The following is a 16,160-nucleotide window of genomic DNA, read 5'->3' on the forward strand; positions in this document are numbered from 1 at the left end:
CTGTTTGGTCATGACCTACCTGCCCTATGCCAACCTGAGCCAAGCGCAACTGGCGCAAGTTCAGGGACAGCGGATGGAGTTGGGGAACGCCCAGCTCTATCAAGCCAACTTGGCGGGCGCGAACTTGCAGGAGTCTCAATGTGTGCGCAGCAACTTTCGTTATGCCAACCTGCGATCGGCCGATTTGCGTCATGCCAATCTTTGTGGGGCAGATCTATATAGCGCAGATCTACGGGAGGCGGATCTGCGAGGGGCCGATTTGACCAGTGCCAACCTGAAGTCAGCGCACTTGGAAGGGGCCAAGCTCCAGCGGGCTAATCTGTTTCGGGCGAAGGATCCAGATCTCTCCCAAGCATTTTATGACCACACAACCCTGCTTCCCGATGGTTACCGGGCCATGGAAAATGAGCGTCAATTGCCAACCGGTCAGCAGTCTTTGGATTAGTTAGATTAGACAGCGCTCTGGATTGACGGGGAAATTCAACTCGACCCTACAATGGCGGTTGATGCTCGGAAAGAGTGGATGGGGCTATGGCACAAGAACAGCGCAATCGCATTGATGAACAAGCAACGGTGATCCCGAAAGAGGGTCGATCGCCCCAAAAGCTGGGGTTGCGTTCTGGGGGCTGGCTGTCTTTGGGGGTATTGGGCTTGGGGATGTTCGGGGCTTGGCAAGCGCAGGCCCAAACCCAGTCGTCGGGAGCTGCGGCGATCGCCCAATATGCCGATGCGGTGTTGGCGATCGAGCCGGTGCGCCAGGCTGCAGCGAGCCAACTGAAAACTGTCATGGGCGATCGGCCTCTGCCGGTGGTGATTTGCTCTCAGGGCGATACGGTGAAGTCGCTGTCACGGGAGGCGCGGGAAATTGCCGTTTCCTTCTGCAGCCAAACCAAGGGCATTATTGAAGGAACAGGCCTCTCGATCGCCCAGTTTAATCAAATGACTCAAACCCACGCGATCGATCCTGCCCTGCGCCAACGGATCCAAGAGGAGTTGGTGAAGCTACAGGCTCCGTCGCAGCCCTAACTGTTTGCAGTAAAAGACATCCCGACACAGCAAAAAGCACCCTGGCGTTAGCGATCGCGGGGTGCTCAATTTGGTATCGGATTGAGAAAACGCTTGCAGTTGAAATTTGGCATCAAGGCAACCAATCCATATAGACCGATTGCCTTGAGACTCCTAGCCTGTCCGGATTGCAACCACGCCTGAACACACCATCAGCAAGGCTGGCCCGGGCAGTAGCGGCAATAATTCCGGCCAGTTCTAGAACTTGAACTCGGTGCGCAGTACGCCCATCACAGCCGTATCACCGTTGTCATTGGCATCAAACACAGCCACCACACCCGGAGTCAGGTAGATGTTGTCGTTGAGGGCGAACTTGTACATGGCTTCCACCAAAATCGGCGTGTTGTCGTCTTCTTCAACGCCGTCGGCATTCACCACCGTCGGCGGTTGACCCACCGTCAGTGCGCCCACGCTGCCTTCCTTGCCCAGGTCGGGGAAGGTGAAGCCCACACCCCAGGTCAGGATGTCAGCGTTCGCATCATCGTTGTTCAAGCTGTCGGCCCAGGTGTAGCCAAAGAAGCCGTGCATTCCGAAGTGCTCCGAGAAGCGGTATTGGGTTTGGAAGCCAATGTTGTCGCTGTCGAAGGAGTCGCCATCGAACAGATTGAAGGTGTTTTTCGTGCCCGAGCCGCCCAGGACGTTGAAGGGGCGATCGACCCGGGAGTAGTAGGAGTGGGCGTAGAGCAAACCGGCCGAGAAGCGATCGTCCGAGCTGGTGTAGTTCAAGCTGACGCTAGCGCTGTAGCTACCGTCAAACAAACCGCGACCTTCATCGGGGCTGGCGGAGTTGCCGGCCGAGTAGAGCGCTGCCACCGTGAAGTTGTCGCTGGGGTTCCAGCGAATCCCGGCACCACCGTAGCTGGGCTGACGGAAGATCGGGTTCAGGTCGGCAAAGCTGGTGATTGCACCGTTCCCGTTGCCGTAGATCGGGTTATGCACCGGGTGGGCATCTTCCAGGATCAAATCTTGACCCACAATCGCCGTAGCGCGATCGCTCAGGGGGAACTCATAGGCCAAGAAGGTCAGGCGGAAGTTCGTATCGGAACCGTTGCCGTAGCTGAGGTTGGTTAGCCCCGTCACATCGTTCAGTGGGCTGCGAACGCTGTTGGATTCCAAACGGGTGAACAGCTTGTCCTTGCCGGTGAAGCTCGTGACCAACAGCAACCGGGTCCGTTGGCTGAAGGTGACGTTTTCTGCGCCGCTATCGTCGCTGTCGTCGCCCGTGAGCGTGCCACCCTGCATTCCGAAGATCACCTGACCGGACAGCTTGGTGGTGGTTGAAAACTGGTTGGCTTCCAGTTCTGAGGTGCGTGCTTCCAGGGAATCAACCCGGCCGCGCAGGGCTGCCAACTCAGCGGCAAATTCTTCTTGCAGCTTTTGCAGCTTCCGCAAATCTTCCTTGGTGGCCAGTGGGTCAGTGGCGGCCTTGATCAGGTCATTGATCCGATCGAGGCAAGCATTCAAACCAGCGGCGAACTCGTAGCGGCTGAGGGGGCGGTTGCCCTTGAAAGTGCCGTCGGGATAGCCCGCAATACAGCCGTAGCGCTCAACCAGGGACTGCAATGCTTGGAATGCCCAATCGGTGGGCTGTACATCAGACAGTTGCGAGACGGAGGTTACTTGATCCAGCGCCATCTCCGAGTCGATCGACCCAAGCAGCGTCGCTTCCGTGGAGGCGTTCACCCCAGCCGGACTTTCGGCAGCCGCGCGATCGGCCGTGCCCAACATTGCTCCACCCGAAATGGCCAAGGCGGCCATCAGGACTCCATAGCGACTTTTCAACACGATCTATCCTCACACCAAAACTTTAGTAAATCCTCACTCAGCTGATCACCCTTGCAGACAACGGTGAACGAGCTGATTCTGATAGTAAATAATCAGTAAGGATTTGGTTAAGTATCGGTTATAACGTTTTTTTCAAAACAGCACAACATCTAAGTTATCGAATAGCAACAATCAGAATCTGTAATGGCGGCCACCGTTGAAACTTACCCCCATCAGGACTTTCAGAAAGATAGGAAAAAATTTTTCTGTATCTTCAGATACAACGACCTATATTTCAGCGCCCTAGGATGACGCTAAAATCGGGACAAGCCAGGGCTTTTTTGAGTCCTTTATCCAGGCAATAAGCGGGGTTTGTAACTGATTTTTACGCAAAGCTGAGGAGTGTAAAACAATACAATGTCCGGTCAATTTAATCGCCGTAAATTTCTGTTTTACGGCTCCGCTGCCCTGAGTGCCAGTGTTTTACTCAAGGCCTGTGGCCAAGCCCCGGAAAGCGCTCCATCCCCGGGCAGCCCTAGTCCCGGGGCTAGTCCCGCCGGATCCCCTGCTGCTAGTGGTGACACGATCAAAGTCGGTGTTCTGCATTCCCAGAGCGGCACGATGGCGATCAGTGAAAAGAGCGTGATCGATGCTGAACTGCTGGCGATCGAAGAGATCAACAAGGCCGGCGGTGTCCTGGGCAAGCAAATCGAGCCGGTTGTGGAAGATGGAGCCTCTGACTGGCCCACCTTCGCAGAAAAGGCGAAGAAGCTGATTGACCAAGACAAGGTGGTCACCATTTTTGGTTGCTGGACTTCTGCTAGCCGCAAAGCAGTGCTGCCGGTCTTCGAGGAGAAGAAGCACATGCTTTGGTATCCCGTGCAGTATGAGGGGCAAGAATGTTCCCAAAACATCTTCTACACGGGCGCAGCGCCAAACCAACAGATTGAACCGGCCGTTGAGTGGCTGTTCAAAAACAAAGGTAAAGAATTCTTCCTGGTCGGTTCTGACTACGTTTTCCCGAGAACTGCCAACACGATCATCAAAGCCCAAGTGGAAAAGCTGGGCGGCAAAATTGTTGGTGAAGATTACATTCCCCTGGGTGGCACGGAAGTTACGCCCATCATCACCAAGATTCGCAGTGCTCTGCCCAACGGTGGCGTAATTTTCAACTCCTTGAATGGTGACAGTAATGTTGCGTTCTTCAAGCAGTTGCAAGGGGCTGGTTTGGGCCCTGACAAATATCCTTCGATGTCCGTGAGTATTGCGGAAGAAGAAGTGAAAGCGATCGGGGTGGAATACCTGGAAGGCCACTACGCCGCCTGGAACTATTTCATGTCGGTGGACTCTCCGGCGAACAAGAAATTCGTGGATGCGTTCAAGGCTAAATATGGCCCCGATCGCGTTACGAATGACCCCATGGAAGCGGCCTACATTGCCGTTTATCTATGGAAGCAAGCTGTCGAAAAGGCGAAGACCGCCGATGACCTGGAAAAAGTGCGGGCGGCTGCCTATGGCCAAACCTTCGATGCCCCAGAAGGAATGGTGACCATGAATGCTAACCATCACCTGTCGAAGGTGGTGCGGATTGGCGAAATTGAAAAGAGCGGTCAGTTCAAGATCGTGTTTTCAACGGATAAGGCGATCGAGCCGGTGCCCTGGAACCAATTTGTGGCTGAAACCAAGGGCTTCGCTTGCGACTGGTCAGATCCGAAGAAGGGTGGCAAGTACAAGATCTAAGCAATTTGATCTTTGCAACCCTGATGATGCTTGGCGGGCAATAGCCACTGCATAGGCATCGGTTCTACAGCAGCCAAGGGGCAGTCGGCCAAGTCGTCACTGCCCCTTTGTTGTTGAAGGGCCATGGTAATGAGGTTTATTTCACCCGCACACTCAACCCAGTTCTTGAGATGCTTGATGCCATTTTTAGCGGAATTAGCATTGGCTCCGTGTTGCTCATTGCAGCATTAGGCCTGGCGATTGTGTTTGGGCTAATGGGTGTGATCAATATGGCCCACGGCGAGCTGATGATGCTCGGAGCCTACACAACGTTTTTGGTTCAGAATCTGTTCAAATCCTTCGGTGAGGGGGCGTTTGAAATTTATATTTTCCCAGCGCTGATTGCTGCCTTTATTGTGACAGCGATCGCGGGGGTGATTTTGGAACGGGGGGTGGTGCGATTTCTCTACGGTCGCCCTCTGGAAACCCTGTTGGCTACCTGGGGGGTGAGCTTGATGTTGCAGCAGTTTGTGCGCAGCATTAATTGGGTGATGGCGATCGGGCTGGTGCTGTTTTGTGCCCTCTTTTTTGGGGCTTGGGGGCTGTTGGGTAAACGCGCCAATTGGGTGGCCATCAAAACCCAGGCCCTGAGCATTTTGTTGCCGGTTTCAGCGGGGATTTCGATCGCCGTGGGCAGCCTGTTAGCTCAACAATTTAAGCTGACGGTCACTAAACCCTGGTTTGGGGCCCAAAACGTGGACGTGACGGCTCCCCGGTGGTTGCGGGGTGGGATTCCGATCGGGGACTCGCAATTACCTTCCACCCGACTGTTTATCATTGCCCTGACAATTCTTTGCCTCTTGGGTCTGTATTGGTTCCTGAACCGATCGCTCTGGGGTCTGCGCATCCGCGCCGTCACTCAAAATCGCAGCATGAGCGCCTGCTTGGGGATTGCCACCAACACCGTAGATTCCCTGACCTTTGCACTTGGTTCCGGGCTGGCGGGAATTGCGGGCAGCGCGATCGCCCTGTTGGGTTCCGTGGGGCCCAACACCGGCCAAAACTACATTGTTGATACCTTCATGGTGGTAGTGGTGGGCGGTGTTGGCAAGCTGGTTGGCTCGATCGTCGCCGCGTTGGCCATTGGTACTGCGAGTTTCCTGATTGGTTCCGGGACCCTGGCCGCTGTGTTTGAGAAGATTCCACCCCTCGCGGAGTTCTTCAACTTCTTTGCCACCGCCAGCATGGCTAAGGTGATGGTGTTTGCCGCCATCATTGTCTTTTTGCAAGTGCGTCCAGGCGGTCTGTTCCCCCAAAAGGGACGGACGGTCGAGTCCTAAATAGCAATCTGGGAAATGTTTTGCAGCTTTTGCATTTCTCCAGATTGTGCGTTTTGCCAGCTTTGATTCTTTAGTTTCGATTCTCAAATTCCAATTCGAGAATTGCAGCAATTGCTAACGACAATCCTCATTGCGGGATGTGAGTATGGGATCTTTACCTTCAACCCGAAAACAGCGATCAATTCCCCTCAGTTCGGAGGATTGGGCAGCCATTGTTCTCCTCATTGTGGCGCTTTTGATCCCGCTGTTGCTGTCGGATTTTCGCTTGAACCTTCTGGGTCGCTATCTGTCCCTGGCGATCGTGGCCCTAGGCATTGACCTGATCTGGGGCTATACGGGCCTGTTGAGCTTGGGACATGGGGTGTTTTTTACCCTGGGTGGCTATGCCTTGGCCATGCACCTGAAGCTGGTGCAAATTCCGCCCGATGCCACGGTGAAATTGCCAGAGTTTATGTCCCTGTATGGGGTGACGGAACTGCCTTGGTTTTGGCAACCGTTCTATAACTTTCCGGTAACCTTAGTTGGCATGGTTGCTGTTCCCATGGTTGCCGCCAGTATTCTGGGTTATTTGGTGTTTCGGAACCGAATTCGAGGTGTTTATTTCTCCATCCTGACCCAGGCGGCGACCATTGTTTTCTTCAATTTTTTCAACGGTCAGCAAAAATTAATTAACGGTACCAATGGGCTAACCAATTTTGGGCAATTTCTGGGCTTTGATATTTCATCCCCAGGAACCCAAAAAATCATCTATTTCATCACGGTTGGTGGATTGGTGGTTGCCTATTTGGTTTGTCGCTGGCTCATTTCTGGCCGCTTCGGGAGACTCCTGATCGCCATTCGAGATGATGAACCTCGGGTGCGTTTTTCTGGCTATAATCCCACGGGCTTTAAGGTGGTGGTGTTTGCGGTTTCTGCGGCCCTGGCGGGGTTAGCAGGGGCATTATTTACCCTGCAATCGGGAATTGTGTCGCCCAAAACCATGGATATTCCCTTCTCGATCGAGATGGTGATTTGGGTGGCTGTTGGCGGGCGTGCCACGCTCCTGGGCGCAATTGTGGGAGCGGTGTTGGTGAACTTTGCCAAAAGCCTTTTGAGTGAACAATTCTCAGCAATTTGGCTCTTTTTCCAAGGGGGCTTGTTCCTGTTGGTGGTGATGGTGTTGCCCGACGGCATTGTTGGTTGGCTCAAGACCTCCGGCATGGATTTAATCAATCGACTGATCGGTCGATCGCCCCAGCCGGTTGCCACCTATCCCAGCTTGGAAACCGATCCCGAAGTTCAATTTGAGCGCGAAGAATTGCAGGATAAATCATGACCCATTCTTTGGATCTGCCGACGGCGGCGGCTCAGCCAATCCTCGCCATTCAAAACCTGACCGTCAACTTTGATGGATTCAAGGCCCTGAATAACCTAACCTTCAGCATGGCCCCCGGCGAATTGCGGGTGGTGATTGGGCCCAACGGTGCAGGAAAAACCACGTTTTTAGACACGATCACGGGTAAGGTCAAGCCCACCCAAGGGGATGTGCTGTTTAAGGGCCGCAGTCTCAAAGGGCGCAGTGAATATGAAATTGCGCGCTTGGGCATTGGTCGTAAATTCCAAACGCCTCGGGTTTATCAAAACTTGACCGTGGCCCAAAATTTGGAACTGTCGGGCAATCCCCAAAAAGGCGTGCTCCATAGTTTGTTTCGGAAACCTCTGCGATCGGAACGACAGTCTGTTGCTCAGCTGTTGGAAACCCTAGGACTCACAAGCAAAGCCCAATTACCAGCGGCCCTGCTCTCCCACGGGGAGAAACAACGTCTAGAAATTGGCATGTTGGTCGCTCAGTCGCCCGATCTTTTGTTGGTGGATGAACCGGCGGCCGGCTTAACTGACGAAGAAACCTACCAACTGGGAGAATTATTGATTTCTTTGGCGGAAGTTCATTCGATCATTGTGATTGAGCATGATATGGAATTTGTGCGGCAAATTGCCCGTACAGTGACGGTTTTACATGAGGGATCGTTGCTGTTTGAAGGCACGATGGATGAAGTGCAAAGCGATGAACGGGTGATTGAAGTCTATTTGGGCAAAGAAGACGAGGATTAGGAATCTGGCAATTGCCCCTAGAAAAGACCCAAGTAATTGAGATGGAGAACTGGGGATGTTGAAGGTTTCGGGCTTGAATGTTTACTACGGTGAAAGTCATATTCTGCGCGATGTGGATATGACCGTTCGCGAAGGGGAAATGACTTGCTTAATTGGTCGGAATGGGGTGGGAAAAACAACACTCCTGAAAACCATTGTGGGCTTGCTGCCGCCTCGGAGCGGTGCGATCGCCCTGGCTGATTCTCCGATCGCCCATTTGTCTCCCGATCGCCGAGCAAAATTAGGCATTGGCTATGTGCCCCAAGGTCGCGATATCATTCCCCGGCTGACGGTGCGGGAAAACCTGCTGTTGGGTTTGGAAGCTTGCCGAGGAACCGATCGCGCCGGAGCAAATGCCAAAGACTTAACGATTCCTGAAGAAATTTTTGATCTATTCCCGGTGTTGAAAACCATGTTGAATCGGATGGGGGGCGACCTGTCCGGTGGCCAACAACAGCAACTGGCGATCGGGCGGGCTTTGATGGGTAAACCGAAGCTCTTGGTGTTAGATGAACCCACGGAAGGGATTCAACCTTCGATCGTGTTGCAGATTGAAGAAGCAGTGCAACATATTATTCGATCGACTGGCATTGCGGTGTTGTTGGTGGAACAGCACTTGCACTTTGTGCGCAAGGCCAATCACTACTACGCCATGCAAAAAGGTTCAATGGTGGCCTCCGGTGACACGAGCGAACTCAGCAACGAAACCATCCAACAATTCCTGGCGGTTTAGGGAATTGGTCTAGGGCGTGAATGCCGAGTTTCGTCAGTCCCATTGCGTTCTCATTGCGCTCTCATTGCGTTGGTTTCCCTCAACGTTCCAAAATCTTGCTCCCGATCGCGATCGCATTCAATTGAAGCGGTAGGATCGGGAGGTTTTGAGTTGAGGAAACCTCCCGTGGCCTTGGTGCGTGTTCGCGAGCATGTCAACCCCCTCAGTCGCCATTATGATCGGGCGATCGAACCCCCCAATTGGTCGCAACTGTTTCGCCAACTCGATCGGCCCCTTCATCTCGACATTGGCTGTGCTAAAGGGCATTTCATCTTAGCCATGGGGGCCCAAGAGCCAACTTGGAACTTTTTGGGCCTCGAAATTCGTGAACCCTTGGTACATCAGGCCAACCGCTGGGCCGAAGAACGCGGCCTCGAAAATGTGCGGTATTTGCCTTGTAATGCCAATCGCTCAATCCGCCCTCTGTTGGCATCCTTGCCCCCAGGAATTGTGCAGCGGGTAACGATTCAATTTCCCGATCCTTGGTTCAAAAAACGCCACCAAAAGCGCCGGGTCGTGCAACCCAGCTTGGTCAAGGATTTGGCGGAGTTTTTACCCTTGGGGGCACAGGTTTTTGTGCAATCAGACATCGAAGAAGTGGCGATCGAAATGCGCGATCGCTTCTGCGAACATGCGGCTTTTCGGCTCACCCATTCCCTTCCTTGGTTGACGCAAAACCCGTTACCGATTCCCACCGAACGGGAAAAATCGGTTTTGGATCAAGGCTTACCGGTTTATCGAGCCTTGTTCGATCGCATTTGATGAGATTGGCATTTGATGAGATTGATCGTGACCGTTGCGAAATCTAGCAACTCACCGAATCGATCAAATTAATCTCACCGAATTAATTCCACCGAATCAATAGGGGCAGGTTCCCAGAACCCACCCCTACGGATTGCGCCGAATTCAGCGCCAAATTGAGTTTGAATTCCCTGAAATTCCAGTCGATCGCGATTCTAGAAAAAAACTAGCCGCGATATTTACGGAAGGCGAGCGTCACATTGTGACCACCAAAGCCGAAGGAATTCGACAGGGCCACTTCCACCGGTATTTCCCTTGCTTCATTGGGCACATAGTCCAAGTCGCAGGCGGGGTCAGGATCATCCAGGTTAATGGTCGGCGGAACCTTGTTATGGGCGATCGCCATGACCGTCGCCACCGCTTCAATCCCACCGGAACCACCCAAAAGGTGTCCAGTCATGGACTTGGTGGAGCTAATGGCCACCTTGGGAGCCACGTCCTCACCCAAAGCCGCTTTGATCGCCGCTGTTTCCGTGGAATCGTTAGCGGGGGTGCTGGTTCCGTGGGCGTTGATGTAGTTCACTTGATCGGGAGTGATGCCTGCATCCTTCATGGCCAAGCGAATGGCTCGGGCTGCGCCTTCCCCGCCGGGAACCGGAGCCGTCATGTGGTACGCATCGCAGGTCATCCCATAGCCGATGATTTCTGCGTAAATTTTGGCTCCCCGGCTGAGGGCGTGATCCAGTTCTTCAAGCAACAGAATCCCGGCCCCTTCGCCCATGACGAAGCCGTCGCGTCCTTGGTCAAAGGGACGGCTGGCGCGGGTGGGATCATCGTTGCGGGTGGACATGGCCTTCATGGCTGCAAAGCCGGCCATCCCCAGCGGTGTAATGGCTGCTTCTGAGCCGCCGCACACGATCGCCTGGGCATAACCTCGCTGCACGAGCCGGAATGCATCCCCGATCGAGTTGGATCCCGCCGCGCAAGCTGTCACCGTACAAGAGTTTGGCCCCTTGGCCCCCAGTTGGATTGCCGTCAGACCAGCGGCCATGTTGGCAATCATGGTGGGAATCATGAAGGGGCTGCATCGATCGGGCCCACGATGGAGTAGCACTTCCACCTGGTCTTCGAGAACCTTCAGCCCCCCAATGCCGGTTCCGATTAACACCCCAACCTGCTCGGCGTTCAGGTCGTTGATCACGAACTGGGCATCTGCAACGGCTTGCTTACTGGCACAAACCGCGATTTGCGTGAACCGATCCATCCGCTTGGCATCTTTGCGATCGATGTATTGCAGCGGATCAAAGTCCTTCAGTTCGCCGGCAATTCGGCAGTCGTGGCGTGAGGCATCAAACAGCGTAATCGGCCCAATGCCGCTACGCCCCGCCATTAGCCCATCCCAATATTCACTGAGGGTGTTGCCAATGGGGGTAATTGCGCCCAGGCCGGTGACGACAACGCGCCGACGGGGTTCGTCAGCGGGGGCCGCACCGGCAGCGCTTGCCACAGGGGTGTCAACGCGGTTGGAACTGGTCATGGTGATAACAGTCTGGAGGTCTGCAAACCCAGCACGAGAGGTCTACGAGCCGTCAGTGGGCGATCGGGCTGCAATAACTAAGATTGTTGAGCAAGAATATAATCAACCGCTTCTTGCACGGTGGTGATTTTCTCAGCCGCTTCGTCAGGAATTTCGATATCAAATTCTTCTTCGAGGGCCATGACTAACTCGACGGTGTCTAGGGAGTCTGCACCCAAGTCGTTGCTAAAGCTAGCTGCCGGTACGACCTGCTCAACTTCAACGCTGAGCTGATCGGCTACGATTTTTTTAACTTTTTCGAAAATTTGATCCTGCATGATGACTCCTATTGGACAGCCCCCCAAGCCGCCCAGGTTCTAGTCTGACGGGGTGAGGGTTATCGTCGCACAACGGGGGTGCAATGATCGATCCGACAACAGATCTGAGCCATTGAAAACTCTGAAAATGCTGCGATCGAGAAGGTAAGCGGGCGGGCCGTGCATCCGGCTCAGTCGGCTTGCGTCTGGATAGACCGCAGCGAGGCAGTCGGCTGGCTCGAAGATGACGATAACCAGGCCGCGACCAAGGGTCATCGAGACGGGTCACCGATGAGGGCGCATCTAAGCATTCCTTCATCTTATCGGAAAGCGGCCGTTGCGGGTGAGATTCTACGGGCGATTGCTCCCCGCAGCCCAATGCGAGGCGGTGGACGGTTTGGGTTGACTTGGCGGGGCAGAAATTTTGGGGTGGGATCAAGGCGCAGATACTGAAACCCAGCGACTGGCTCAGAATGGAACAGAATCCAAAAGATTTGCCCAAAACCCCAGTCGCGCCCTTTAAACTCAGAACCATCAACGCCACAATTCGGTAGCCACGATTCGGTAGCCACGATTCGGTTGTCATGTGTTGCCACGTATCGATGGCTCATGATTCGGCAGTGGCCACGATCGGCAATGACGCGATTGGCAATGAAGTGAATGGGTGTTTGATTAACCCTTGGGAGTAATTTAACGATGGTTGTTGCCCAAAGTGGAACACCGACGACATCGCGATCGACCGGTTCTTTTCCCGATCGCCAGCCGCTACAGGGTCGATCGGGCAAGCTGAAATATGCCTATTACCCGGGCTGTGTGGCCAAGGGGGCCTGTGGCGAGCTGCACCAATCCACCACCGCGATCGCCCGTGTTTTGGGCATTGAACTGGTGGAGTTGACGGCGGCCGCCTGTTGTGGGTCAGGCACGTTCAAGGAAGAATCCCAACTGCTCGAAGATACGGTCAACGCCCGCAACATTGCCCTGGCCGAGGCCTTGGATTTACCGATGCTGACCCATTGCAGCACCTGCCAAGGGGTGATTGGCCATGTGGATGAGCGACTCAAAACCGCTCGCGATCGACAACCGACCTATTTTCAACAGGTCAATGGACTGCTGTCGGATCAGGGTTGCTTGCCTTACCGGGGTTCCACGGAGGTGAAGCATTTGCTCTGGGCCCTGGTGGCCGATTATGGCATTGAGGCGATCGCCCAGCAGGTGACCCGCCAACTGGCCGGCCTCAACTGTGCCGCCTTTTATGGTTGCTATTTACTGCGGGCCCAGTCGTTCAATCGTTACGACAACGCCGACAACCCCCGATCGATGGAGCAAATTTTTGCGGCCTTGGGCGCAGGGGCAATCGACTACCGTGGGCGCACCCAATGCTGCGGTTGGCCCCTGGCCAGCTATGCCACCGAAGCCTCCTTCCAGTTGGCAGGAACCCACCTTTCAGAGGCGATCGCAGCGGGGGCCGACTGCCTGGTCACACCCTGTCCCCTTTGTCATCTCAACCTCGATTCCCGACAACCGGAAGTGGCAAAAGTGACCGGGCGATCGCTCAACATCCCGGTGCTGCATCTGCCGCAACTCATTGGCCTGGCATTGGGTCTGGCCCCGCGCGATCTAGGCCTCGATCGCCACATTGTTTCCACGCGCCCAGTGCTCCAAAAGCTGGGTCTGGCTTAGGCATCAGCCCCCGGCGACGGGCGATCGACCCCGGCGGGAACCGGCCCCCAAACGACCCACAATGACCGGCCCCCACCGTCAAGCTTGGTTTACCAACTTTAAATTTTTGCAACCTTCAAGGAAGCCACTAAAACTCGCAAGATACACTGAACGGTGATTTCAACGGATTCTCGGCACGATCGCCGTTTACTTCAAACCAAGGAATCGAAGGGAGTATTGCTTCAATGTCTCATTCGGTAAAAATTTACGACACCTGCATTGGCTGCACCCAATGCGTGCGCGCTTGCCCCACCGACGTGCTGGAGATGGTTCCCTGGGATGGCTGCAAGGCCGCTCAGATTGCTTCCTCGCCCCGCACCGAAGATTGCGTGGGTTGCAAGCGTTGCGAAACCGCTTGCCCCACCGACTTCTTGAGCATCCGTGTTTATCTGGGCGGCGAAACCACCCGCAGCATGGGCTTGGCTTACTAAGCCACGGCTTCTGATGTTGGTTGAAGTTGGCTTGGCTGAATTAGCACATCTTTGCTGGTTGGCTAAGTTGTCTTGCCGGGAGTCTCGATCTCATCCCCGCTGGGGTGGTGAACTTGGGACAACGTTGCAGGAATTTTTTAGATGATTTCAAGAGTACGCACCCTTTGCGTACTCTTTACTTTGCTGAGCTTTGCTGAAGTTTGGTGGTTTTAGAATTTTGGCAATTTCCAATTAAACCGTTTTAAACCGTTGTGGCGGCCATATCGTAGTGAATCCCAGCGGCAGCCAGGCGATCGAGCGCTTCACCCAACCGGGGCAAATCGCAAATCAAGCTGACCCGCACATAGCCCTCGCCTCCCGGACCAAAAGCATTCCCCGGCGTGAAAACAACGCCCGTCTGCTCCAACACCGACAGGGCAAAATCCGTAGAAGTCAGACCCGGCGGGCAGGGAACCCACAGGTACATGGTGGCGCGGGTGGGCTTCAGAGACCACCCCAATTGGTTAAACCGCTCCACCAGAAAATCCCGGCGCGATCGATAGCGTGTTTGTACCTCCGTCAGGTAGGTATCAGGCATCGAAAGGGCTGTTTCCGCCGCCTTTTGCAGGGCTGAAAAGATGCCGTAGTCCAAATTGGTTTTCAGGGTGCGTAACCCCTGGACAATCTCCGTGTTCCCCACCACAAAACCAACCCGCCAGCCGGCCATGTTGTAGGTTTTCGAGAGGGTGTGGAATTCCACGCCAATCTCCTTCGCGCCGGGAATTTCCAGCAAGCTGGTGGGTTGATAGCCATCAAAGGCCAGCTCGGCATAACAGAGATCGTGAACCAACAGAATCTCGTGCTTGCGGGCAAAGGCCACGGCTTCCTCGTAAAACTCACGGGGGGCGGTGGCGGCGGTGGGGTTACTGGGGTAGTTGAAGTAGAGAATTTTGGCGCGATCGGCCACGTCGTCTGGGATGGAACCAAAATCAATCAGCCAATCCTGTTCTGCCTTGAGCATGATCGTGTACAGATCAGCGCCGGCCAGCAGGGGCCCCCGGAAGTGGGGGGGATAGGCAGGGCTAGGAACAAGAATGGTGTCGCCCGGATTGATGTAGGCCAGTGCCAGGTGGGTTAGGCCCTCCTTGGAACCCAACAGGGGCAGTGCTTCGCTGTCGGAATTGAGCTTTACGCCATAGCGCCGCTCATACCAATCGGTGATGGCGCGTCGAAAGCTGGCGTTGCCCTCAAAGGGGGGGTAACCGTGGCCGTTGGGATTGTCGAGGGCTGCTTTGGCGGCGGCAATGACCGGGGCGGGCGCGGGGCCGTCGGGGTTGCCCATGCCCAAATCAATCAAATCTAGGCCCTGTTCCCGGGCGCGGGCTTTCAGTTCGTCAAGGCGAGCAAAAACGTATTGTGGTAGGACGCGCAGGCGATCGGCTGGTTGAATTTTCATGGCTGAGTGACCTCCTCTCCGGTGTAGATGGGGGCCGCGGCGATCGGCCCGCCATCGGGGCTGAAGCTGCTGCGGCAGGGGGCGAGGGTTGACACCAGGGCCGCCATCACTTGGTCGGCACTCACGGGGAAGGGGAGGTGATGAATATCCGATCGCTCATGGCAGGCCAACTCTGCGGCCTGTTTCAAATCCTGAAGTGTCATTTGCCCAAGGCCCAGGTCTTCCAGGCAGCGCGGCAACCCGATCGCCTCGTAAAAACTCAGCAATTGGGCCCGGGCAGCGGCGGCCAACTGGCTGCCTTGGATCATTTCTTCGAGCCGCAGTTGGGCCAAAATCCCGAGGGCAACTTTTTCGCCATGCAGCGTGCCGTGGCTGGCGCTGATGTGGGTGAGACCGTTGTGGATTGCGTGGGCGGCCACGGTGCGACATTGGGCCCCGCCCAAACCGCCAATCACCCCGGCCATCAGCACGGATGCATCGACCACTTCTTGCCACAGGGGGCCGCCGGGTTGGGCGATCGCCTCGGCGGATTTTTGCAATAGCAAATCTCGCAACACTCGGGCCGATTGAACGGCGGCAACGATCGTGGTTTGTTCAGAGCGACCGCTGCTAATGGCGGCTTCGTACCATTTGGCGATCGCGTCACCGATGCCCGCCACCAGGGTGCGAGTGGGGGCCGTCAGCACCAGTTGATAATCCAAAATCAGCAAATCGGGGCAGCGATCGAGCGTCACATCATATAAAAATGCCCCCGATTCGGAATAAACATTCGAGAGGGCTGTCCAGGCAGCGCAAGTGGCTCCGGAGCTGGGAATTGTGGCGATCGGGATTTTTAGCTGATGGGCCACCAGTTTGGCCGCATCCAGGGCCTTGCCGCCGCCGGTTCCGATCATGTAGTCCGCTCGATGGGACTTGGCCGCCACGCGCAGGCGTTCCAGGCTGCTTTCACAGCAATCGGGCAAATAATTGGCGGCGGTGCTTTTAGCCCCGATTTGCTCCAGGATCGGTTGCAAAGGAGGTAATAGGGCTGCTAGGGAGCGATCGCCCCCGATGATCAAGGGGCGCTTGCCCAACCGGGCCAGTTCTGCTCCTGCCTGGGCGATCGCGCCCCAACCGCGTGTCACCCGGGCCGGGGCGATCGTTAAGGCTGGAATTGGCACGGTCACGGCAATAGGAGCAGTCGGCATGGCAGTCACCCACTACGATTAGGA

15 protein-coding genes are annotated in these 16,160 nt (G+C 55.2%); 10 read left to right on the top strand and 5 right to left on the bottom strand.

Annotation, left to right across the window (positions count from 1 at the left end; all coding sequences use genetic code 11):
- Window positions 1-10: 10 nt before the first annotated feature.
- Both VPK24_RS12355 and VPK24_RS12360 read left to right on the top strand, forming a co-directional pair.
- Window positions 11-445: a pentapeptide repeat-containing protein gene (locus VPK24_RS12355; RefSeq protein WP_393013764.1), complete on the top strand. Its 435-nt coding sequence runs from the start codon at window positions 11-13 to the stop codon at window positions 443-445.
- Window positions 446-531: 86 nt separating this feature from the next.
- Window positions 532-1,026, top strand: coding sequence for a DUF4168 domain-containing protein (locus VPK24_RS12360; protein ID WP_393013765.1), 495 nt, complete (start codon window positions 532-534; stop codon window positions 1,024-1,026).
- Between the two features lie 237 nt (window positions 1,027-1,263).
- Here the strand turns inward: VPK24_RS12360 and VPK24_RS12365 are convergent, their stop codons facing one another.
- Entirely contained in the window at window positions 1,264-2,850 is a 1,587-nt protein-coding gene (locus VPK24_RS12365; protein WP_393013767.1) for an iron uptake porin, read from the bottom strand.
- A gap of 396 nt (window positions 2,851-3,246) precedes the next feature.
- Between VPK24_RS12365 and urtA the strand changes: the two genes are divergently transcribed.
- The 6 genes from urtA (at window position 3,247) to trmB (ending at window position 9,552) form a co-directional block, all read left to right on the top strand.
- Window positions 3,247-4,569: an urea ABC transporter substrate-binding protein gene (urtA, locus tag VPK24_RS12370; RefSeq protein ID WP_393013769.1), complete on the top strand. Its 1,323-nt coding sequence runs from the start codon at window positions 3,247-3,249 to the stop codon at window positions 4,567-4,569.
- 170 nt (window positions 4,570-4,739) lie between these two features.
- Entirely contained in the window at window positions 4,740-5,888 is a 1,149-nt protein-coding gene (locus VPK24_RS12375) for an ABC transporter permease subunit (RefSeq protein ID WP_393013771.1), read from the top strand.
- A gap of 145 nt (window positions 5,889-6,033) precedes the next feature.
- Window positions 6,034-7,203 carry an urea ABC transporter permease subunit UrtC gene (gene urtC, locus VPK24_RS12380; RefSeq protein WP_099532336.1) on the top strand — a complete coding sequence of 390 codons (1,170 nt, stop codon included), beginning with the start codon at window positions 6,034-6,036 and terminating at the stop codon, window positions 7,201-7,203.
- Entirely contained in the window at window positions 7,200-7,979 is a 780-nt protein-coding gene (gene urtD, locus VPK24_RS12385) for an urea ABC transporter ATP-binding protein UrtD (RefSeq protein WP_099532335.1), read from the top strand. Before urtC ends, urtD begins: the two co-directional genes overlap by 4 nt.
- A gap of 55 nt (window positions 7,980-8,034) precedes the next feature.
- Window positions 8,035-8,751 (top strand): urea ABC transporter ATP-binding subunit UrtE, encoded by a 717-nt coding sequence (gene urtE, locus VPK24_RS12390; RefSeq protein WP_190354631.1) that lies wholly within the window; start codon window positions 8,035-8,037, stop codon window positions 8,749-8,751.
- Between the two features lie 150 nt (window positions 8,752-8,901).
- Window positions 8,902-9,552, top strand: a complete 651-nt coding sequence (trmB, locus tag VPK24_RS12395; protein WP_393013773.1) for a tRNA (guanosine(46)-N7)-methyltransferase TrmB — start codon at window positions 8,902-8,904, stop codon at window positions 9,550-9,552.
- A 205-nt stretch (window positions 9,553-9,757) separates the two neighbouring features.
- On the opposite strand, the gene fabF is transcribed toward trmB, so the two are convergent.
- The gene (gene fabF / locus VPK24_RS12400; RefSeq protein ID WP_393013775.1) at window positions 9,758-11,038 is read right to left on the bottom strand and encodes a beta-ketoacyl-ACP synthase II; all 1,281 of its coding nucleotides are present in this window, start codon (window positions 11,036-11,038) and stop codon (window positions 9,758-9,760) included.
- Window positions 11,039-11,145: 107 nt separating this feature from the next.
- Window positions 11,146-11,388 (bottom strand): acyl carrier protein, encoded by a 243-nt coding sequence (gene acpP, locus VPK24_RS12405; RefSeq protein WP_393013827.1) that lies wholly within the window; start codon window positions 11,386-11,388, stop codon window positions 11,146-11,148.
- A 672-nt stretch (window positions 11,389-12,060) separates the two neighbouring features.
- On the opposite strand from acpP, the gene VPK24_RS12410 reads away from it, so the two are divergent.
- Window positions 12,061-13,044 (top strand): CoB--CoM heterodisulfide reductase iron-sulfur subunit B family protein, encoded by a 984-nt coding sequence (locus tag VPK24_RS12410; protein WP_393013777.1) that lies wholly within the window; start codon window positions 12,061-12,063, stop codon window positions 13,042-13,044.
- 224 nt (window positions 13,045-13,268) lie between these two features.
- Window positions 13,269-13,514 (top strand): photosystem I iron-sulfur center protein PsaC, encoded by a 246-nt coding sequence (psaC, locus tag VPK24_RS12415; protein ID WP_099532330.1) that lies wholly within the window; start codon window positions 13,269-13,271, stop codon window positions 13,512-13,514.
- A gap of 241 nt (window positions 13,515-13,755) precedes the next feature.
- On the opposite strand, the gene VPK24_RS12420 is transcribed toward psaC, so the two are convergent.
- Together VPK24_RS12420 and VPK24_RS12425 are read right to left on the bottom strand one after the other, a co-directional pair.
- Window positions 13,756-14,949, bottom strand: coding sequence for an aspartate aminotransferase (locus VPK24_RS12420; RefSeq protein ID WP_393013778.1), 1,194 nt, complete (start codon window positions 14,947-14,949; stop codon window positions 13,756-13,758).
- Window positions 14,946-16,136: an iron-containing alcohol dehydrogenase family protein gene (locus tag VPK24_RS12425; RefSeq protein WP_393013779.1), complete on the bottom strand. Its 1,191-nt coding sequence runs from the start codon at window positions 16,134-16,136 to the stop codon at window positions 14,946-14,948. Before VPK24_RS12425 ends, VPK24_RS12420 begins: the two co-directional genes overlap by 4 nt.
- Window positions 16,137-16,160: the final 24 nt, after the last annotated feature.

It is taken from the genome of Limnothrix redekei LRLZ20PSL1, from assembly GCF_043235035.1.
In the GTDB taxonomy this organism is placed as follows: Bacteria; Cyanobacteriota; Cyanobacteriia; order CACIAM-69d; family CACIAM-69d; genus CACIAM-69d.